The following is a 19,836-nucleotide window of genomic DNA, read 5'->3' as shown; positions in this document are numbered from 1 at the left end:
GGCCAAATGGGGGATGGTAGAGACAGTCAGGGCACCTCGAAGAAGAGGCACAACGTCGGTGAGGGATGACGTGAGCGACAACTCTGTAGTACTGCGGTACGGCGATGGCGAGTACACCTACCCGGTGATCGACAGCACCGTCGGCGACAAGGGCTTCGACATCGGGAAGCTCCGCGCCCAGACCGGTCTGGTGACTCTCGACAGCGGGTACGGCAACACCGCTGCCTATAAATCCGCCATCACCTACCTCGACGGCGAGGAAGGCATCCTCCGCTACCGCGGTTACCCGATCGAGCAGCTCGCCGAGCGCTCCACCTTCCTTGAGGTGGCGTACCTGCTGATCAACGGCGAGCTGCCGACCGTCGACCAGCTCTCCACCTTCCAGGGCGAGATCACGCAGCACACCCTGCTGCACGAGGACGTCAAGAACTTCTTCCGCGGCTTCCCGCGTGACGCCCACCCGATGGCCATGCTGTCGTCCGTGGTCAGCGCGCTGTCCACGTTCTACCAGGACAGCCACAACCCGTTCGACGAGAAGCAGCGTCACCTCTCGACGATCCGCCTGCTCGCCAAGCTGCCGACGATCGCGGCGTACGCGTACAAGAAGTCGATCGGGCACCCCTTCGTCTACCCGCGCAACGACCTCGGGTACGTCGAGAACTTCCTGCGCATGACCTTCTCGGTCCCCGCCCAGGAGTACGACCTGGACCCGGTCGTCGTCTCCGCGCTCGACAAGCTGCTGATCCTGCACGCGGACCACGAGCAGAACTGTTCGACGTCCACGGTGCGGCTGGTCGGCTCCTCGCAGGCGAACATGTTCGCCTCGATCTCCGCCGGCATCTCCGCCCTGTGGGGCCCGCTGCACGGCGGCGCCAACCAGTCGGTGCTGGAGATGCTCGAGGGCATCCAGACCTCGGGCGGCGACGTCGACACCTTCATCCGCAAGGTGAAGAACAAGGAAGACGGCGTGAAGCTCATGGGCTTCGGGCACCGCGTCTACAAGAACTTCGACCCCCGGGCGAAGATCATCAAGGCGGCGGCGCACGACGTCCTCTCGGCCCTCGGCAAGTCCGACGAGCTGCTGGACATCGCGCTGAAGCTCGAGGAGCACGCGCTGGCCGACGACTACTTCGTCGAGCGGAAGCTCTACCCGAACGTGGACTTCTACACGGGTCTGATCTACCGCGCCATGGGCTTCCCGACCGAGATGTTCACGGTGCTGTTCGCCCTCGGCCGCCTGCCGGGCTGGATCGCCCAGTGGCACGAGATGATCAAGGAGCCGGGTTCCCGCATCGGCCGCCCGCGCCAGATCTACACCGGTGAGGTCCTCCGCGACTTCGTCCCGGTAGAGGCCCGCTGACCGGTATTTCTTGGGTCACTGCACCCACGGCCCCCTACGGCGAGTGAGCCGAAGGGGCGCGCCTGTGCCGACAGACCGAACGCGCGGAGGCCCGACGCAGGAGGGCCGAGCACGATCGGTCTGTCGGCACAGGCTCCTGCGCCCCGGAGGCGAACCGAGCCTTGAAAAATACGGAAAAGCGCCCTGCTGCCGGTCCCCCCACGGGCCGGCAGTCAGGGCGCTTTCCTGGTCCCGGTGCGGATTCCCCCCACGGGATCCGGCCGGGCGTCTGTGGGACAGCGCCTGAACCGCTGCGAGCTGAACGAGCAGAACTGCGTGCGCCGCCGCGTGACGCGGTGCGCTCTGCCGGGACCCGTACGGACCGGGAGGGCCGCTCAAAGCTCTCCGGTGTACGTGCCCCGGCAACGCAATTTCCGGGGACGTCCCCCAAGACGTCCCCCGATGTCAGCTACGCCCCCCAAGACGTGTCTGACATCGCCAACTTAGACTCACGAACCCCTTCGTTGGTTACATTCACATCACTGTGATCTGCGTCTCTTGCATATGTCCTGAAGATACGCAAGAGCCCCGATACGTCGATCGGAGGCCAAGCGTAAGGATGCTGCGCGAGCCTTGTGAAGAGCTTATGTGAGGCTTCCGTTGGACTCTAGAGGGACTCCCGCTTCGCCGTCATGAGAATGCCCTGAGCCGAAGGCTGTTCGTCACCACGAACACCGACGAGAAGGCCATCGCGGCGCCCGCGATCATCGGGTTGAGGAGTCCCGCGGCGGCCAGCGGGAGCGCGGCCACGTTGTATCCGAAGGCCCACGCCAGGTTCCCCCGGATCGTGGAGAGCGTCCTGCGGGACAGCCGGATCGCGTCCGCCGCCACCCGCAGGTCTCCGCGCACCAGCGTCAGGTCGCTCGCCTCGATGGCCGCGTCGGTGCCGGTGCCCATCGCGAGGCCGAGGTCGGCGGTGGCGAGGGCGGCGGCGTCGTTGACCCCGTCGCCCACCATCGCGACCGTCCGTCCCTCGCCGCGGAGCCGCTCGATCATGCGGACCTTCTCCTCGGGCAGCACCTCGGCGATCACCTCGTCGATGCCGACGGACCGGGCCACGGACCTTGCCACCACCCCGTTGTCGCCGGTCAGCAGCACCGGCGTGAGCCCGAGGGCGCGCAGGGCCCGTACCGCCTCGGCGCTGGTCTCCTTGATCGCGTCGGCGACGGTCAGGACGCCGATCGCCACCCCGTCGCGGCTGACCACGACGGCCGTACGCCCCTGTGCCTCGGCCTCCCCCTTGGCGCGGGCCAGCTCCGGCGGGAGCGCGTCGTGCGGCAGCCGTCCCACCCGGATGTCCCGCCCGTCGACGCGCCCGCGCACGCCGAGCCCGGGGACGTTCTCGAAGTGCTCGGGGTCCGGCAGGGGACCGGTTCGCTCCTCGGCGCCCGCCGCGACCGCCCGGGCGATCGGATGCTCCGAGGCGTGCTCCAGGGCGCCCGCCGCCCGCAGCACCTCACTCTCGTCGACGCCCTCGGCGGCGTACACCTCGTGCAGGGTCATCCGGCCGGTCGTCACGGTTCCGGTCTTGTCCAGGACGACGGTGTCGACGCGGCGGGTGGACTCCAGGACCTCGGGGCCCTTGATGAGGATGCCGAGCTGGGCGCCGCGGCCCGTGCCGACCATCAGCGCGGTGGGGGTGGCGAGGCCGAGGGCGCAGGGGCACGCGATGATCAGCACCGCGACGGCGGAGGTGAAGGCGGCCGCCGTGTCCCCCGTGAGGGCGAGCCAGCCGCCGAACGTGCCGAGCGCGATCAGCAGCACCACCGGTACGAAGATCCCGGAGACCCGGTCGGCAAGGCGCTGCACGTCGGCCTTGCCGTTCTGCGCATTCTCGACGAGCCGTGCCATCCGGGCGAGCTGGGTGTCCGAGCCGATCCGGGTCGCCTCGACGACGAGCCGTCCTCCGGCGTTGACGGTGGCGCCGGTGACGGTGTCGCCGACGGCAACGTCGGCCGGCACGGACTCGCCGGTCAGCATGGACGCGTCGACCGCCGATGAGCCCTCGACGACGGTGCCGTCCGTGGCGATCTTCTCGCCGGGCCGCACCACGAAACGGTCTCCGACGGCGAGCCGGCCGACGGGGACGCGCACCTCACGGCCGTCCCGGAGCACGGCGACGTCCTTCGCGCCCAGTTCCATCAGGGCCCGCAGCGCCGCGCCGGCGCGGCGCTTGGAGCGGGCCTCCAGGAAGCGGCCGAGCAGGATGAACGCGACGACCCCGGCGGCGACCTCCAGGTAGATCGTGGACGCGCCGTCCGTGCGCGAGACGGTCAGCGTGAAACCGTCCCGCATCCCCGGCATGCCCGGCATCTCCGGCATCCCCGCGTCCCCGAAGAACAGGGCCCACAGCGACCAGCCGAACGCGGCGAGCGTGCCGACGGAGACGAGCGTGTCCATGGTGGCCGCGCCGTGCCGCGCGTTGGTGAGGGCGGCCCGGTGGAAGGGGAGCCCGCCCCAGACCACGACGGGCGCCGCGAGGGTGAGGGAGAGCCACTGCCAGTTGTCGAACTGCAGCGCCGGGATCATCGACATCAGGACGACGGGCAGGGCGAGGACGGCGCTGACGGTCAGCCGCTCCCGCAGGGACGCCAGTTCGGGATCGTCCGCGGCGGGCGCCGTCTCCTCCTCCTCGGGGGCCGGGGGTGCCGGCTCCTCGGCCGTGTACCCCGTCTTCACGACGGTGGCGATCAGGTCGGCGACCGGGGTCCCCGCCGGATACGTGATCCTCGCCTTCTCGGTGGCGTAGTTCACCGTGGCGGTGACGCCGTCCATGCGGTTGAGCTTCTTCTCCACCCTGGCCGCGCAGGAGGCGCAGGTCATTCCGCCGATGACGAGCTCGACCTCGGAGACCGGGACGGCCGCGGCGGCGTCCGCCGCCGGGGTCGGGGCTGCTGCGGTGGTCATGTCGGCTCCAGTCGGTGAGCCGGGCCGTACGGAGCCGGTATCAGCCGGCCGGTACGGTCCGGTGCGGGTGCGAGCTGCTTCGGGCGGGCTCGCCCGTGGCGCGGTGCGGGGCCGGATCAGGCGCGGCCGGCGAGCTCGAAGCCCGCCTCGTCGACCGCGGCACGCACGGCGTCGTCGTCGAGCGGGGCGGCGGACACGACGGTGACCTCACCGGTCGCGGCGACGGCCTTCACCGATTCGACGCCGTCGAGCTCCGAGATCTCGCCGGAGACGGAGCCTTCACAGTGCCCGCAGCTCATTCCGCTCACCCGGTAGACGGTCGTGACGGAGTTCGGGGTGCCGGTCTGGGCGGTCATGGCGTTACTCCTCGTCGAGGCAGGGGGCGTACGTGTGCGGGCGGGAGACCCATGAGACCCGGGTTCCCGCACGACGCACTCCACACTATACCCCTAGGGGGTACTACGGGTGGTGGCCCCGGTGGCACCGTCCGCGGGGCTGGTGGGGCCGGTAGGATCCGCGGGTCGTCCTACTGGGGAGGGGCCATGGCCGAGGGCCGCGAGGTCAACGACAACACTGCGGAAGTCGCCGCAGCTGACGTGGACGAGGCGGCGGTGCGGCTGGTGTACCGCCCGCGGCCCGCCGACACACTGGCCGGTCTGCGGGTCCGGCAGCGGATCAAGCGCTGGGGACTGCTGCTGCGGAGCGTGTTCCTGGCGCTGTGGGTGGGGCAGTGGCTGCTGGTCACGTTGAACCGGGGCGGTGTCGACGTGGTCTCCACCGTTCTGTTCCTGCTCGTCGTCCTGCTGGTGGGCGGCTATACGCGGCTGCAGGCCGCCCAGGTGCAGCGGATCGTCGGACGGCAGGGCGAGTACCGCACCACCGTGTCCCCGGCCGGGATCACCACCAGCAGCGACCACAGCACGCTGATCCAGAAGTGGTCGGTCCTCCAGGGCTACCGGGAGACGCGCGGCCACTTCGTCCTGCTCAGCCGTGACCCCAACATCATGTGCCTCGAGGTCCTGCCCAAGCACGGGCTGAGCACCGCCGCCGACGTCGACCGGCTGCGGGCCCTCCTGGACCGGCACACCACCCGCGTCTGACGCGGTACGGAGCCGGCGTCCCCACGGACGTGATCCCGGGGCGACGGCGCCGGGCGACCGCGACGGACAGCGGACGACGGGCGAGGTGCGAAGGTGCGACGGACGAGAGGTGGGACGGATGCGGGCAGTGGTGTTCGAACGGTACGGCGAGCCGGCCGAGGTGCGCGAGGTCGCGGACCCGGAGCCCGCGGAGCACGGGGTGGTGGTGCGCGTCGAGGCCACCGGGCTGTGCCGCAGCGACTGGCACGGCTGGCAGGGGCACGATCCGGACATCACCCTGCCGCACGTGCCGGGGCACGAACTCGCCGGTGTCGTCGAGGCCGTGGGCGCCCGGGTGAGCGGGTGGCGTCCCGGTGACCGCGTCACCGTGCCCTTCGTCTGCGCCTGCGGGAGCTGTGCCGCGTGCGCTGCGGGCGACCAGCAGGTGTGCGAGCGCCAGACCCAGCCGGGCTTCACCCACTGGGGCTCCTTCGCGCAGTACGTCGCCCTGGACCACGCGGAGGTGAATCTGGTCGCCGTACCCGCGGAGCTGTCCTTCGGGACGGCGGCGGCGCTGGGCTGCCGGTTCGCGACGGCGTTCCGTGCGGTGGCCGCGCAGGGGCGGGTGGCGGCGGGCGAGTGGGTCGCCGTGCACGGGTGCGGGGGCGTCGGACTGTCGGCCGTGATGATCGCGGCGGCCTGCGGTGCCCGGGTGGTCGCGGTGGACGTCTCGGGCCGGGCGCTGGAACTGGCGCGGCGATTCGGCGCCGCCGAGTGCGTCGACGCCTCGCGGACCGCGGACCCGGCGAAGGTGGTGCGCGAGCTGACGGGCGGCGGCGCACATCTCTCCCTGGACGCCCTCGGTTCCCCCGCCACCTGCGCCGCCTCCGTGAACGGTCTGCGCCGCCGCGGCCGCCATGTGCAGGTGGGTCTGCTGCCGTCGCCGACCGGCTCCACCCCCGTCCCGATGGCACGGGTGATCGGCCTCGAACTCGAAGTCCTGGGCAGCCACGGGATGGCCGCGCACGCCTACCCGCGGATGCTGGAGCTGGTACGGGCCGGGGTGCTGCGCCCCGACCTGCTCGTCACCTCCACCATCCCCCTGGACGCGGCACCGGCGGCGCTGGCGGCGATGGGCACGGCCCCGGGGGCCGGGGTGACGGTCGTCGAGCCCTGGAGCTGACGAGGCCCCCGCCCCCGGGCCCGGATCCACCGCGGCCCGCGGGCCGTACCCCGCACCGGCGGGGCGGGTCCCGCGGGCCCGCTCACTCCTCTCTGCGCCCGCGGTTCCGTGGCCGTGAGGCGACCCAGGCGCGGACGGTGTCCGCGTACCAGTACGGTTTTCCGCCCTCCACGTGGTCGGGCGGGGGCAGCAGACCGTGCTTGCGGTAGGACCTGACGGTGTCCGCCTGCACCCGGATGTGCGCGGCGATCTCCTTGTACGACCAGAGCCTTCTGTCGGTCATCGGTGGCACCTCCCTGCGCGCGCCACAGCGGCGGCCGGGGGGCGGCCGTCGGGGGAGCCGGGCACTGCGCTGACGATCACCCAGCCTGTGCCCGTTCGGCGACGCATCGTGACCGGGAAGCCGTTCCTGTCGCCCGGGTGTGACCCAGGACCCGCGTATACGTGACATCTGTGACAGGAAGCGGTCTTTTGTGACACCGGTGACGCATTGGACGAGCAGCCGCCCCCAGGGGTCACGCCCCGCAGGACCTCAGGAACGCCCGCGTCCGTCGCGCGATGGGCAGCGGCTTGTCCGGGGCGCACGGGTACATGTCCTGCTCGACGATCGCGAAGAGGTCGACGCCGAGCTTCTGCGCGGCGGCGAGGACGGGCTCCAGCGCCGGCACGCCGGACGGCGGTTCGCACATGACGCCGCGCGCCACGGCGGGCCCGAACGGCACCTCGCCGGCCCGGACCTCCGCCAGCACCAGCGGGTCCACCTGCTTGAGGTGGAGGTAGCCGATGCGTTCGCCGTACGTCTCGATGAGCTTGACGCTGTCGCCGCCGCAGTACGCGTAGTGCCCGGTGTCCAGGCACAGCGAGACGAGCGAGGAGTCCGTCGCGTCGAGGAAGCGGGTGACGTTCTCCTCGCTGTCGATGTGCGTGTCGGCGTGCGGGTGGACGACGATCCGCAGCCCGTAGCGCTCCCGCACCTCGTGGGCCAGGCGCTCGGTCTGCGCGGTGAGGCTGCGCCACTGCGTCGGCGTCAGCGTGCTGCTCTCCAGCACCGTGCCCGTCTTGTCGTCCCGCCAGAACGAGGGGATGACGACGAGATGCCGGGCACCCGTCGCCTGGGTGAGCGCCGCGATGGCCGAGACGTGCGCCCAGGTGGACTCCCACACCTCCGGCCCCCGGTGCAGCCCGGTGAACACCGTGCCGGCCGAGACGCCGAGCCCGCGCCGCGCGGTCTCCTCCGCGAGGACGGCCGGGTCGGTGGGCAGATAGCCGTACGGGCCCAGCTCGATCCACTCGTACCCGGACGCGGAGACCTCGTCGAGGAAGCGCTGCCAGGGGACCTGCTGCGGATCGTCGGGGAACCAGACGCCCCAGGAGTCGGGGGCCGAACCGATCCGGATGCGGGACAGTGAGGACGGAGGCGACGACCGCGGCGACGGCTGGGGTGAGACGGGGCGTGACGGCTCGGGCGGCGACTGCGGTGGCAACGGCGTCATGGCCGTCAGCTTCGGACCGCCCCGGAGAGGTGTCAAGGCCTGGTCCGAATGTCTGGACAAAACGTTGACAGGGTTCCCCGGGCCGGGCTAGACCTGGGGGCAGCCGAAGCGAAGGGATCTCGATGGCGTACGACCTGATCACCATGGGGCGGATCGGCGTGGACCTCTACCCCCTCCAGACGGGCGTCCCGCTGGCCCGGGTCTCGTCCTTCGGGAAGTTCCTCGGCGGTTCGGCGGCCAACGTCGCGGTGGCCGCGGCCCGGCTCGGGCGGCGTACGGCCGTGATCACGCGTACGGGCGACGACCCCTTCGGCACGTATCTCCACGAGGCGCTGCGGGACTTCGGCGTCGACGACCGGTGGGTGACGCCGGTCGCCGGGCTGCCCACCCCGGTCACCTTCTGCGAGGTCTTCCCGCCGGACGACTTCCCGCTCTACTTCTACCGGCAGCCCAAGGCGCCCGACCTGGAGATCGACGCCCACGAACTCGACCTGGACGCCGTCCGCGCGACCGGGATCTTCTGGGTGACGGGCACGGGCCTGAGCGAGGAGCCCAGCCGCACCGCGACACTCGCGGCGCTCGCCCACCGGGCCGCGGCCGGTACGACCGTCTTCGACCTCGACTGGCGCCCCGTGTTCTGGCGGGACCCGGCCTCGGCCCGCCCCTTCTACGCCGAGGCCCTGCGCCACACCACGGTCGCCGTCGGCAACGTCGACGAGGTCGAGATCGCCACCGGCGAGCGCGACCCGCACGCCGCCGCCCGCGCCCTGCTGGCGGCCGGCGTCGAACTCGCCGTCGTGAAGCAGGGGCCCAAAGGTGTTCTCGCCGTCCACCGCGACGGCACGTCCGCCGAGGTCCCGCCGCTGCCGGTGACCGTCCTCAACGGCCTCGGCGCCGGCGACGCCTTCGGCGGCTCCCTCTGCCACGGCCTGCTCGCCGGCTGGGACCTGGAGCGCGTCATGCGGTACGCGAACGCGGCCGGTGCCATCGTCGCCTCCCGCCTGGAGTGCTCCTCGGCCATGCCGACCCCGGACGAGGTCGAGGACGCGCTCGCCGCGGGAGCGGTGCGGTGAGGGCGGGCCACGTCGGCGGGGCGCGGCACGAGGAGGGCGCCGGTGGCGGCCGGTCCGCCGCCCCGGGCGTCCTCGCCCCGGTGGACGTGTCCGAACTCGTCCGCACCCGCGTCCACCACCCCGAGGCGATCGCCGAGGCCGCCGTCCGCCGCGCCCGGCGCCCCCTGGTGGACGAGGGCCGCCGTCTGATGATCATCGCCGCCGACCACCCGGCCCGCGGCGCCCTCGCCGTCGGCGACCGCAAGTTCGCGATGGCGAGCCGCGCCGGCCTCCTGGAGCGGCTGTGCCTCGCCCTGTCCCGCCCCGGCGTCGACGGCGTCCTTGCCACCGCCGACATCCTCGACGACCTGCTCCTGCTCGGCGCCCTGGACCACAAGGTCGTCCTCGGCTCCATGAACCGCGGCGGACTGGCCGGCGCCGCCTTCGAACTCGACGACCGGTTCACCGGGCACCGTCCGCGCGACATCGAGCGGTTCGGCTTCGACGCCGGGAAGCTGCTGCTGCGCATCGACTACGACGACCCGGGCTCGCTGCGGACCCTGGAGTCCGCCGCCCGGGTCGTCGACGAGATGGCGGAGCGCCGGCTCCCGGTGTTCGTCGAGCCGTTCCTGTGCCGCCGCGACCCGGCGAGCGGCGCCCTGCGCACCGACCTCGGCGCGGAGGCCGTCACCAAGTCCATCGCCATCGCGAGCGGCCTGGGCGGCAGTTCGGCGTACACCTGGCTGAAGGTGCCCGTCACCGACGACCCGGACGACATGGCCCGCGTCATGGAGACCTCCACCCTGCCGGCCGTCCTGCTCGGCGGTGACGTCGGCGAGGACCAGGACGGTGCGTACGAGAAGTGGCGCGGTGCACTCCGGCTGCCCACCGTGCGGGGGCTGGTCGTCGGCCGCTCCCTGCTCTACCCGGCCGACGGGGACGTGACCGCAGCGGTGGACACCGCCGTAGGACTTCTGTGAGGACCGGATGACGAGCAACGACCTGTACGTCCCGAAGGGCGCCACGGCGGGCCCGCTGTACGCCGTCGACATCGACCCCGGGCGGGCCGGCTGGCGGCACAGCAGCCTGCGCGTCGTCGAACTCGGCCCCGGCGGCGGACACACCTTCACCAGCGGCGACAGCGAGTGGATCGTGCTGCCCCTGGAGGGTGGCTGCACGGTGCGCACGCAGGACGAGGAGTTCCATCTCCGCGGCAGGGAAAGCGTGTTCGCGGGAGTCACCGACTTCGCCTACGTGCCCCGTGACGCCCGGACACTGATCGCCTCCGGTGCGGGAGGCCGCTTCGCCCTGGCAGGAGCGAAGTGCGAGCGCCGACTCCCCGCCCGCTACGGCCCCGCACCGGAGGTTCCCGTCGAAGAGCGCGGCAGCGGCACCTGCGCCCGCCGGGTGCGCAACTTCGCCTCCGCCGACGCCTTCGACTGCGACCGGCTCATCGCCGTCGAGGTGATCACCCCCGGCGGCAACTGGTCCTCGTACCCGCCGCACAAGCACGACGAGCACCGCCCCGGCGCCGAGTCGCAGCTCGAGGAGATCTACTACTTCGAGATCGAGGGTCCGAACGGGTTCGGCTACCAGCGCGTGTTCCCCTCCCGCGAGGGGGGCGCCGACGTGCTGGCCGAGGTGAGGACCGGCGACGCGGTCCTCGTGCCCGACGGCTGGCACGGCCCGTCCGTCGCGGCTCCCGGGCACACCATGTACTACCTGAACGTGATGGCGGGCCCGGGTCCCGAGCGGGAGTGGCGGATCTGCTTCCACCCCGAGCACGTGGAGAGCACGGAGGGATACCGATGACCCGTCTGACGGTCGCGCAGGCGCTGGTGCGCTTCCTGGCCGCCCAGTTCACGGAACGGGACGGTGAGCGGCAGCGGCTGATCGGCGCCACCTGGGGCATCTTCGGCCACGGGAACGTCGCCGGGATCGGGCAGGCGCTCGTCGAGTACGCGGACGAGATGCCCTACCACCAGGGCCGCAACGAACAGTCCATGGTGCACGCGGCGGTGGGGTACGCCCGGCAGCGCAACCGGCTGTCCACGCACGCCGTGACGACGTCGATCGGCCCCGGCGCCACCAACCTGGTCACCGGCGCCGCCCTCGCGACGGTCAACCACCTGCCGGTGCTGCTGCTGCCCGGTGACGTGTTCGCCACCCGCCCGGCCGATCCGGTCCTCCAGCAGCTCGAAGTCCCCCACGCGGGCGACGTGTCGGTCAACGACTGCCTGCGTCCCGTGTCGAAGTACTTCGACCGGATCACCCGCCCCGAGGCGCTGATCCCGGCCGCGCTCCAGGCGGTGCGGGTGCTCACCGACCCGGTGGAGACGGGCGCGGTCACCCTCGCGCTGCCGCAGGACGTGCAGGCGGAGAGCTTCGACTGGCCGGAGGAGTTCTTCGCGGAGCGCGTGTGGACCGTCCGGCGCCCGGCCCCCGACTCCGGTGAACTGTCCGCCGCCGTACAAGCCGTCCGCGAGGCCCGGCGTCCGCTGATCGTCGCGGGCGGCGGAGTCCACCACAGCCGCGCCGAGAACGCGCTCGCGGAGCTGGCCGCGGCGACCGGCATCCCGGTCGCCTCCACCCAGGCGGGCAAGGGCTCCCTGCGGTGGGACCACCCCCAGGACGTCGGCGGCATCGGCCACACCGGCACCGCGACCGCCGACGAACTGGCCCGCACCGCCGACCTGGTGATCGGCGTCGGCACCCGCTGGACCGACTTCACCACGGCCTCCGGCACCCTCTTCGCGGGGCCGGGCGTCCGCTTCCTCAACCTGAACATCGCGCCCCACGACGGGCACAAGCTGGCCGGGCGGACCCTGATCGCGGACGCCCGCGCCGGCCTGGAGGAGCTGACCGAGGCCCTCACCCTGCACGGCCACCGCGCGTCACCCGCCTACGTCACCGAGTACACCGACGACAAGGAGCGCTGGGAGTACCGGGTCGACGCGGCGTTCCAGGCGGAGGACCCCGACCTCCGGCCGACCCAGCCGCAGGTGCTCGGCCTGCTCGACGCCCTGGTGGACGAGCAGGACATTCTGATCAACGCGGCCGGTTCGCTCCCCGGTGACCTGCACAAGCTGTGGCGGGCGCGGTCACGGGACCAGTACCACGTGGAGTACGGCTACTCGTGCATGGGCTACGAGATCCCGGCCGCGATCGGCGTGCGGATGGCGGCGCCCGGCCGGCCCGTGTGGGCGCTGGTCGGCGACGGCACGTATCTGATGATGCCGACGGAGATCGTCACCGCCGTCCAGGAGAACGTCCCGATCAAGGTGCTGATCCTGCAGAACCACGGATACGCGTCCATCGGCGGCCTCTCGGAGTCCGTGGGCGGCGAGCGGTTCGGCACCGCGTACCGCTACCGGTCGGGCGACGGCACCTACACCGGGGCGCCGCTGCCCGTCGATCTCGCCGCCAACGCGGCCAGCCTCGGCATGCGCGTGCTGCGCGCGAAGACCGTGCGCGACCTGCGGGCCGCCCTGTCCGAGGCACGCGCCGCGGACACTCCCACATGTGTCTACGTGGAGACCGAAACGGCAGACACAGTGTCGGGCGCGCCTCCGGCCCAGGCCTGGTGGGATGTACCTGTGGCCGAGACCGCGACCCGCCCGTCGGCGGTCAGGGCGCGCGACGAGTACGACCGGCACGTCTCCACCCGACGCCGCCATCTGTGAGGGAGTTACTGGCATGACGAAGATCGTCAACCACTGGATCGGTGGCAAGCCCACCGAAGGCGCGTCGGGTACGTACGGCCCGGTCACCGACCCGGCGACCGGCGCCGTCACCACCAAGGTCGCCTTCGCGAGCGCCGACGAGGTCGACGCGGCGGTCGCCGCCGCCAAGGAGGCGTACGCGACCTGGGGGCAGTCCTCGCTCGCGCAGCGCACGAACATCCTCTTCAGGTTCCGGGCGCTGCTCGACGCGAACCGGGACGCGATCGCCGAGCTGATCACCGCCGAGCACGGCAAGGTCCACTCGGACGCGCTCGGCGAGGTCGCGCGCGGCCTGGAGATCGTCGAGCTGGCCTGCGGCATCAGCGTCCAGCTGAAGGGCGAGCTGTCCACGCAGGTCGCCAGCCGCGTGGACGTGTCGTCCATCCGCCAGCCGCTGGGCGTCGTGGCCGGCATCACGCCGTTCAACTTCCCGGCCATGGTGCCGATGTGGATGTTCCCGATGGCCATCGCCTGCGGCAACACCTTCGTGCTGAAGCCGTCCGAGAAGGACCCGTCGGCCTCGATGAAGATCGCCGAGCTGCTGGCCGAGGCCGGTCTGCCGGACGGCGTCTTCAACGTCGTGCACGGGGACAAGGTGGCTGTCGACCGGCTGCTGGAGCACCCGGACGTGGCGGCCGTCTCCTTCGTCGGCTCGACGCCCATCGCCCGCCACATCCACACCACGGCCGCCGCGAACCACAAGCGCGTCCAGGCCCTCGGTGGCGCCAAGAACCACATGCTGGTCCTGCCCGACGCCGACCTGGACGCGGCCGCCGACGCCGCCGTGTCGGCCGCCTACGGCTCGGCGGGGGAGCGCTGCATGGCGATCTCGGCGGTCGTCGCCGTGGGCGCGGTCGGCGACGAGCTGGTGGCGAAGATCCGCGAGCGCGCCGAGAAGATCAAGATCGGTCCCGGCAACGACCCCGCCTCCGAGATGGGCCCGCTCATCACGGCGGCCCACCGCGACAAGGTCGCCTCGTACGTGAGCGGCGCGGCGGCCCAGGGCGCCGAGGTCGTCCTGGATGGCACCGGCTACACGGTCGAGGGCCACGAGGACGGCCACTGGATCGGGCTCTCGCTGCTCGACCGGGTCCCGGTGACCGCCGACGCCTACCGGGACGAGATCTTCGGCCCGGTGCTGTGCGTGCTGCGCGTGGACACGTACGAGGAGGGCGTCGACCTCATCAACGCCTCGCCGTTCGGCAACGGCACGGCGATCTTCACCCGGGACGGCGGCGCCGCCCGCCGCTTCCAGCTGGAGGTGGAGGCGGGCATGGTCGGCGTCAACGTGCCGATCCCGGTGCCGGTCGGATACCACTCCTTCGGCGGCTGGAAGGACTCCCTGTTCGGGGACCACCACATCTACGGCAACGACGGCACGCACTTCTACACGCGCGGCAAGGTAGTGACCACCCGCTGGCCCGACCCGGCGGACACCCCCGCCGGTGTCGACCTGGGGTTCCCGCGCAACCACTGAGCGTGATCGAAGCAGGCCGTGAAGCCGTCCGCATTGCGGACGGCTTCACGTTTTTTTGACGCCGGAGCTGCGGTTCTCGTTCAGAGGGGATGAAACGGGTGACGCAGGTCACGAGAAGATTCGACCTTGGAAAGCAAGGTCACCTTTGTGAAGAGCTTGATGATTGCAATCTCTTCGCGTTGGGGCCTGCGAAAGGCATGTGACGCCGGTCGCCACGCAACTGCGGATTCCGTAGGTAAACAGCCATTGACGTGCTGGTTTTCGTCGGGGTTCCATGCAGCGCCGGGAGCGGACGAACAGATGAACGACGCGAGCCGCCGGAGGCGATATCGCTCCCGCCCCAAGCACTGCCGCACGAGTCGATCGGAACCGCTCCATGACCGACACGCTCCGCCCTGTCGAGACCGCCGCCCCCACGGCGCCGGGCAGCCCCCGCAAGCTCAAGCGCTCCATCGGAATCGTCGGCGGCACCCTGCTGACGCTCTCTTGCGTGACCCCCGCCTCCACGCTCTTCGTGGTCGTCCCCGACCTCTTCTCGTCCCTCGGCACGGCGACCGCCCTCACCATCGCGATCGGCTCGCTCCTCTGTATCGCCGTGGCGTTCTGCTACTCGGAGCTGGGCACCCTCATCCCCAGCGCGGGCGGCGAGTACGCCATGGTCTCGACGATGGCGGGCCGCCTCGCCGGCTGGCTCGTCTTCGTGCTCTCCCTGCTGGTCGTCATGATCGTGCCGCCGGTGATCGCCATGGGCACCGCGGACTACCTCGCCCCGATCGTGCACCTCGACCCGTCCTACGCGGGCGCCGCGGTCATGCTGCTCGCCACCCTCGCCGGTCTGCTCGACCTGCGCGCCAACGCCTGGATCACCGGCGTCTTCCTGGTCCTCGAGGTCATCGCCGCGGCCGTCGTGGCGGTCCTCGGCTTCGCGCACGGTGAGCGCGGCGCGGGCAGCCTGGTCTCCCTCCAGGTCGCGGACGCCGGCGGTCACACGGACACCGTCACGGCCATGCTGATCGTCTCCGGGCTCGCCATCGCCCTCTTCGTCACCCAGGGCTTCTCGACCGCGGTCTACCTCTCCGAGGAGCTGGAGAACCCGCGCCGCAACGTGGCTCGTACCGTCCTCGCCACCCTCGCCATCTCGTCGGTGATCATCCTGGTGCCGGTCGTCGCGATCACCATGGGCGCCCCGGACCTGGCGGCCCTCAGCGGCGGCGACATCAGCACCATGGTCACCACCTGGTCGAACTCCGCCGTCGGCACCTTCGTCAGCCTGTGCGTGGCCCTCGCGATCATCAACGCGGGCATCGTCATGGTCATCCAGAACTCCCGCGTCCTGTTCGCCTCCGCCCGCGACAAGGCCTGGCCCGAGCCGGTCAACCGCGGCCTGTCCCGCCTCGGCCGCTTCGGCTCCCCGTGGGTCGCCACCCTCCTCGTGGGCGTCCCCGGCGCCGTCCTGTGCTTCGTGAACCTGGACACCCTGTACGGCGTCACCGGGGTCTCCGTCACCGCCATGTACCTGCTGGTCGCGGTGGCCGCCCTGCTCGCCCGGCGCGGAACGCACGCCCACACGGCCGCCTGGCGCATGCCCCTGTGGCCCGCCGTACCCGTCCTGCTGATCGGCGTCCTCGCCTACATCCTGAGTCAGCAGGAGGCGGGCTACCTCCTGTGGACCGGCGGCATCACCGCCGTCGCCACCCTGTACTGGGCCTTCTACCTGCGTCCCCGCCGTGACACCCGCTGGCTGGTGTCGATCCCGGAGGACGGGGAGGCCTGAGCCGCGGCCCCGCGGTCCCGCCCCCCCCGCGTACCACGGGCGCGGTACGCGGGGGCGCGACCGTACTCCCGGGGGAGGGGCCCGGGTTCAGCCCGGTGGCTGCATCGGTTGCCGGCGGCCCCCCTTACGGTTGACGCATGGATCTTCGACTGCCCCGACCGCACGGGCCCGCACCGCGAGGGCCGCGCCGGTGGGCCGCCGCCGCGGCCGCCGTCGTCGTGCTCGCCGGTGCCGGCACCTGGACGGCCGCCGCCTCGGACGAGCCCCCGCCCGTGCACCGCGCCGACCGTGCCATGGCCATGGGCGACGGGGTGAAGATCAAGACGTCGTACTTCACCGCGGGCTCCGGCCGCCGCCCGGCCGTGCTGCTGGCCCACGGCTTCGGCGGCAGCAAGGCGGACGTGCGGGACCAGGCCGAGCAGCTCGCCCGCGACGGATACACGGTGCTGACCTGGTCGGCGCGCGGCTTCGGCGGCTCCACCGGGAAGATCGGCCTGAACGACCCCAAGGGCGAGGTCGCCGACGTCTCGAGGCTCGTCGACTGGCTGGCCGAGCGGCCCGAGGTCGAGCTGGACGGACGCGGCGACCCGCGGGTGGGCCTCAGCGGCGCCTCCTACGGCGGAGCGGTCTCCCTGCTGGCCGCCGGATACGACCGGCGGGTCGACGCGGTCGCCTCGTCGATCACCTACTGGAACCTGGCGGACGCCCTCTTCCCGAACGGGGTCCTCAAGAAGCTGTGGGCCGGCCTGTTCATCAACTCCGGCGGCGGCTGCGAGCGCTTCGAGGCACGGCTGTGCGCCATGTACAACCGGGTCGCGGAGGCCGGGAAGCCGGACGCGCGGGCGCGCGCCCTGCTCGACGCCCGCTCCCCGTCCGCCGTCGGCGACCGCATCAAGGTGCCCACGCTCCTGGTGCAGGGCCAGACCGACTCGCTGTTCCCGCTCGGCCAGGCCGACGCGACGGCCAACGCGATCCGGGCCAACGGCGCACCGGTCGGCGTCGACTGGATCTCCGGGGGCCACGACGGCGGCGACAAGGAGAGCGACCGGGTCCACGCCCGCGTCGCCACATGGTTCGACCGCTACCTGAAGGACGACGAGAGCGCCGACACCGGCCCCGCCTTCCGGGTCACCCGCACCGGGGGCATCGACTCCACGGACGGCGCCGCACAGCTGCGGGGCGCGAGCGCGGACACCTACCCCGGCCTGGAGAGCGGACCGCGGAAGGTCGCGCTGAGCGGACGCGAGCAGAGCGTCCGCAACCCGGCGGGGGCCAGCCCGCCCGCCATCTCCGCCCTCCCCGGCCTCGACGACTCCGGCGGCATCTCCCAGCTGTCCTCCCTCGGCGTCGGGGTGTCGGTCGACTTCCCGGGCCAGTTCGCGAAGTTCACCTCCGCCCCGCTCACCGAGGACCTGCGGATCACGGGATCTCCGACGGCGACCGTGCACGTGAAGTCGACCACCGACGACGCCGTCCTCTTCGGGAAGGTGTACGACGTCGGACCCGGCGACTCCCGGCAGTCGCTGCCCGCCCAGCTGGTGACGCCCGTACGGGTCGAGGGCGCGAAGGCCGGCAAGGACGTCCGGCTGACCCTGCCCGCCATCGACCACGAGATGCGCAAGGGCCACCGGCTGCGACTGGCCCTCGCCTCCACGGACCTCGGCTACGCGTCCCCGGCCGCTCCCGCCACGTACACGGTGTCGCTGAAGGGCGACCTCCGGGTCCCGACGGCGCCGGACGTGCGGACCGCGGCGGCGCCGCTGCCCGCCTGGGTGTGGTGGCTGCCCGTGGCCGGCGCCCTGGCCGCGCTCGTCCTGCTGCTCACCGGCCGCCGCCGGGCCGCCGCCGGGCCGCCCGACCCCGAACTGGCCGACGTCCCCCTGCAGATCACCGAACTGAGCAAGCGGTACGCGAAGTCGGCGGACCGGTACGCGGTACGGGACCTGTCCTTCCGCGTCGAGAGGGGCCAGATCCTCGGCCTGCTCGGGCCGAACGGCGCGGGCAAGACGACCACCCTGCGCATGCTCATGGGCCTGATCGGCCCCGACGACGGCGAGATCCGCGTCTTCGGACACGCGATCCGGCCCGGCGCCCCGGTGCTCTCCCGCGTCGGCGCCTTCGTCGAGGGCGCCGGGTTCCTCCCGCACCTCTCGGGCCGCGAGAACCTGGAGCTGTACTGGCGGGCCACCGGGCGCCCGCCCGAGGACGCCCACCTGGACGAGGCCCTGGAGATCGCCGGCCTCGGCGACGCCCTGGCCCGCGCGGTGCGCACGTACTCCCAGGGCATGCGCCAGCGCCTCGCCATCGCCCAGGCCATGCTGGGCCTGCCGGACCTGCTGATCCTGGACGAGCCGACCAACGGCCTCGACCCGCCCCAGATCCGCGAGATGCGCGAGGTCATGATCCGCTACGCCGCGGCCGGCCGTACCGTCATCGTCTCCAGCCACCTCCTGGCCGAGGTCGAGCAGACCTGCACCCACCTGGTGGTCATGGACCGCGGCAGGCTGGTCCAGGCCGGTCCCGTGCACGAGATCATCGGCTCCGGCGACACCCTCCTCGTCGGCACCGGCTCACCCGTGGCCGAGCCGCTCGCCGAGAAGGTCGGCGCGCTGCCCGGCGTGACCTCCGCCGCCGTCACCGACGACGGACTCCTGGTCCGGCTCGCCACCGGGGCAAGCGCGGAGAACCTGGTCGTCGAACTCGTACGGCTCGATGTGCCCGTGCGGTCGGTCGGCCCCCACCGGCGGCTCGAAGACGCCTTCCTCACCCTGATCGGAGGCTCCGCGTGAGCACCCTCACCGAGCGGGCCGAGACGGCCGACGGATACCGCGCGCGACGGACCCTGCCGCTGCGGGTGGAGCTCGCACGGCAGCTGAAGCGCCGCCGCACCCTGGTCATGGAGGCCGTGCTCGCACTGCTGCCGTTCGTCCTCGTCGCCGCCTTCGCGATCGGCGGCGAACCGGGCGGCCGCAACGGCCAGGTGACGCTGATGGACACGGCCACCGCGTCCGGCGCGAACTTCGCCGCCGTGAACCTGTTCGTGTCGGCCGGCTTCCTGCTGGTGATCCCGGTGGCGCTGTTCTGCGGGGACACGGTCGCCTCCGAGGCGAGCTGGTCGTCGCTGCGCTACCTGCTGGCGGCACCGGTCCCGAGGACCCGGCTCCTGCTGTCCAAGCTCACCGTCGCGCTCGGCCTCAGCCTGGCCGCCATGGTGCTCCTCCCGGTCGTCGCGCTGGCGGTGGGCACGGCGGCGTACGGCTGGGGCCCGCTGGAGGTCCCGACCGGCGGAGAGCTGTCCACGGGCACCGCGACCCAGCGCCTGCTGATCGTCGTGGCGTACATCTTCGTGTCCCAACTGGTCACCGCGGGGCTCGCGTTCTGGCTGTCGACCAGGACGGACGCCCCGCTCGGCGCGGTCGGCGGCGCGGTCGGACTGACCATCGCCGGCAATGTGCTGGACGCGGTGACCGCCCTCGGCGACTGGCGCGACTTCCTGCCCGCGCACTGGCAGTTCGCCTGGGCGGACGCCGTCCAGCCGGACCTGGAGTGGAGCGGCATGATCCAGGGCGCGGCGGTGTCCACGGCGTACGCGCTCGTGCTGTTCGCCCTGGCCTTCCGCGGCTTCCGGCGCAAGGACATCGTCTCGTAGGTCTCCGGAAGGTCACCCGCCGGTCTCGGCGGCCGCTCACCGTGGCCGCATCGAGACGCATCCGCAACGCCCCGTGGCGCACATTCCGGCCCCCTCGGACG

Annotated in this window: 15 protein-coding genes; 11 read left to right on the top strand and 4 right to left on the bottom strand. The window is 72.2% G+C overall.

Annotated elements, in window-relative coordinates; all coding sequences use genetic code 11:
- Nucleotides 1-70 precede the first annotated feature (70 nt).
- Complete coding sequence (locus ACFYP4_RS07010) at nt 71-1,360, top strand: citrate synthase (RefSeq protein ID WP_358849840.1); 1,290 nt, start codon at nt 71-73, stop codon at nt 1,358-1,360.
- 669 nt (nt 1,361-2,029) lie between these two features.
- Here the strand turns inward: ACFYP4_RS07010 and ACFYP4_RS07005 are convergent.
- Complete coding sequence (locus ACFYP4_RS07005; protein ID WP_388783464.1) at nt 2,030-4,306, bottom strand: heavy metal translocating P-type ATPase; 2,277 nt, start codon at nt 4,304-4,306, stop codon at nt 2,030-2,032.
- 116 nt (nt 4,307-4,422) lie between these two features.
- Nucleotides 4,423-4,662 carry a heavy-metal-associated domain-containing protein gene (locus tag ACFYP4_RS07000; protein ID WP_358849842.1) on the bottom strand — a complete coding sequence of 80 codons (240 nt, stop codon included), beginning with the start codon at nt 4,660-4,662 and terminating at the stop codon, nt 4,423-4,425.
- A 186-nt stretch (nt 4,663-4,848) separates the two neighbouring features.
- Here ACFYP4_RS07000 and ACFYP4_RS06995 point away from each other — a divergent pair, with 186 nt between their 5' ends.
- Complete coding sequence (locus tag ACFYP4_RS06995) at nt 4,849-5,406, top strand: YcxB family protein (protein WP_358849843.1); 558 nt, start codon at nt 4,849-4,851, stop codon at nt 5,404-5,406.
- 118 nt (nt 5,407-5,524) lie between these two features.
- On the top strand, nt 5,525-6,568 hold the full coding sequence (locus ACFYP4_RS06990; protein ID WP_388783460.1) for a zinc-dependent alcohol dehydrogenase family protein: 1,044 nt from the start codon (nt 5,525-5,527) through the stop codon (nt 6,566-6,568).
- 82 nt (nt 6,569-6,650) lie between these two features.
- Here the strand turns inward: ACFYP4_RS06990 and ACFYP4_RS06985 are convergent, their stop codons facing one another.
- Nucleotides 6,651-6,851 carry a MerR family transcriptional regulator gene (locus tag ACFYP4_RS06985; protein ID WP_358849845.1) on the bottom strand — a complete coding sequence of 67 codons (201 nt, stop codon included), beginning with the start codon at nt 6,849-6,851 and terminating at the stop codon, nt 6,651-6,653.
- 232 nt (nt 6,852-7,083) lie between these two features.
- Complete coding sequence (locus tag ACFYP4_RS06980; protein ID WP_388783456.1) at nt 7,084-8,061, bottom strand: sugar phosphate isomerase/epimerase family protein; 978 nt, start codon at nt 8,059-8,061, stop codon at nt 7,084-7,086.
- Nucleotides 8,062-8,183: 122 nt separating this feature from the next.
- Here ACFYP4_RS06980 and iolC point away from each other — a divergent pair, with 122 nt between their 5' ends.
- From iolC to ACFYP4_RS06940, 8 genes are all read left to right on the top strand, one after another.
- Nucleotides 8,184-9,134 (top strand): 5-dehydro-2-deoxygluconokinase, encoded by a 951-nt coding sequence (iolC, locus tag ACFYP4_RS06975; RefSeq protein WP_388783453.1) that lies wholly within the window; start codon nt 8,184-8,186, stop codon nt 9,132-9,134.
- Nucleotides 9,131-10,093, top strand: coding sequence for a deoxyribose-phosphate aldolase (locus tag ACFYP4_RS06970; protein ID WP_358849848.1), 963 nt, complete (start codon nt 9,131-9,133; stop codon nt 10,091-10,093). Before iolC ends, ACFYP4_RS06970 begins: the two co-directional genes overlap by 4 nt.
- A 7-nt stretch (nt 10,094-10,100) precedes the next feature.
- Complete coding sequence (gene iolB, locus ACFYP4_RS06965; protein WP_388783450.1) at nt 10,101-10,925, top strand: 5-deoxy-glucuronate isomerase; 825 nt, start codon at nt 10,101-10,103, stop codon at nt 10,923-10,925.
- The gene (gene iolD, locus ACFYP4_RS06960) at nt 10,922-12,796 is read left to right on the top strand and encodes a 3D-(3,5/4)-trihydroxycyclohexane-1,2-dione acylhydrolase (decyclizing) (protein ID WP_358849850.1); all 1,875 of its coding nucleotides are present in this window, start codon (nt 10,922-10,924) and stop codon (nt 12,794-12,796) included. The genes iolB and iolD overlap by 4 nt, the downstream gene beginning before the upstream one ends.
- 13 nt (nt 12,797-12,809) lie before the next feature.
- Nucleotides 12,810-14,312: a CoA-acylating methylmalonate-semialdehyde dehydrogenase gene (gene mmsA, locus ACFYP4_RS06955; RefSeq protein WP_388783446.1), complete on the top strand. Its 1,503-nt coding sequence runs from the start codon at nt 12,810-12,812 to the stop codon at nt 14,310-14,312.
- 376 nt (nt 14,313-14,688) lie between these two features.
- Nucleotides 14,689-16,086, top strand: a complete 1,398-nt coding sequence (locus tag ACFYP4_RS06950) for an APC family permease (protein WP_388783443.1) — start codon at nt 14,689-14,691, stop codon at nt 16,084-16,086.
- Nucleotides 16,087-16,223: 137 nt separating this feature from the next.
- Complete coding sequence (locus tag ACFYP4_RS06945; protein WP_388783440.1) at nt 16,224-18,875, top strand: alpha/beta fold hydrolase; 2,652 nt, start codon at nt 16,224-16,226, stop codon at nt 18,873-18,875.
- A complete protein-coding gene (locus tag ACFYP4_RS06940; protein WP_388783437.1) occupies nt 18,872-19,735 on the top strand; it encodes an ABC transporter permease in 864 nt (287 codons plus the stop codon). Before ACFYP4_RS06945 ends, ACFYP4_RS06940 begins: the two co-directional genes overlap by 4 nt.
- Nucleotides 19,736-19,836: the final 101 nt, after the last annotated feature.

The organism is Streptomyces sp. NPDC005551, assembly GCF_042871785.1.
Lineage (GTDB): Bacteria > Actinomycetota > Actinomycetes > Streptomycetales > Streptomycetaceae > Streptomyces.
Note: the sequence above shows the minus strand (reverse complement) of the source record. Positions and strands in the feature narration are given on the sequence as shown.

Coding starts and splice junctions, on each gene's coding strand:
- mmsA (WP_388783446.1), top strand. CDS start 12,810: ATGACGAAGATCGTCAACCACTGGATCGGTGGCAAGCCCACCGAAGGC.
- ACFYP4_RS06995 (WP_358849843.1), top strand. CDS start 4,849: ATGGCCGAGGGCCGCGAGGTCAACGACAACACTGCGGAAGTCGCCGCA.
- ACFYP4_RS07000 (WP_358849842.1), bottom strand. CDS start 4,662: ATGACCGCCCAGACCGGCACCCCGAACTCCGTCACGACCGTCTACCGG.
- ACFYP4_RS06985 (WP_358849845.1), bottom strand. CDS start 6,851: ATGACCGACAGAAGGCTCTGGTCGTACAAGGAGATCGCCGCGCACATC.
- iolD (WP_358849850.1), top strand. CDS start 10,922: ATGACCCGTCTGACGGTCGCGCAGGCGCTGGTGCGCTTCCTGGCCGCC.
- ACFYP4_RS06950 (WP_388783443.1), top strand. CDS start 14,689: ATGACCGACACGCTCCGCCCTGTCGAGACCGCCGCCCCCACGGCGCCG.
- ACFYP4_RS06980 (WP_388783456.1), bottom strand. CDS start 8,061: ATGACGCCGTTGCCACCGCAGTCGCCGCCCGAGCCGTCACGCCCCGTC.
- ACFYP4_RS06990 (WP_388783460.1), top strand. CDS start 5,525: ATGCGGGCAGTGGTGTTCGAACGGTACGGCGAGCCGGCCGAGGTGCGC.
- ACFYP4_RS07005 (WP_388783464.1), bottom strand. CDS start 4,306: ATGACCACCGCAGCAGCCCCGACCCCGGCGGCGGACGCCGCCGCGGCC.
- ACFYP4_RS06945 (WP_388783440.1), top strand. CDS start 16,224: ATGGATCTTCGACTGCCCCGACCGCACGGGCCCGCACCGCGAGGGCCG.
- iolC (WP_388783453.1), top strand. CDS start 8,184: ATGGCGTACGACCTGATCACCATGGGGCGGATCGGCGTGGACCTCTAC.
- iolB (WP_388783450.1), top strand. CDS start 10,101: ATGACGAGCAACGACCTGTACGTCCCGAAGGGCGCCACGGCGGGCCCG.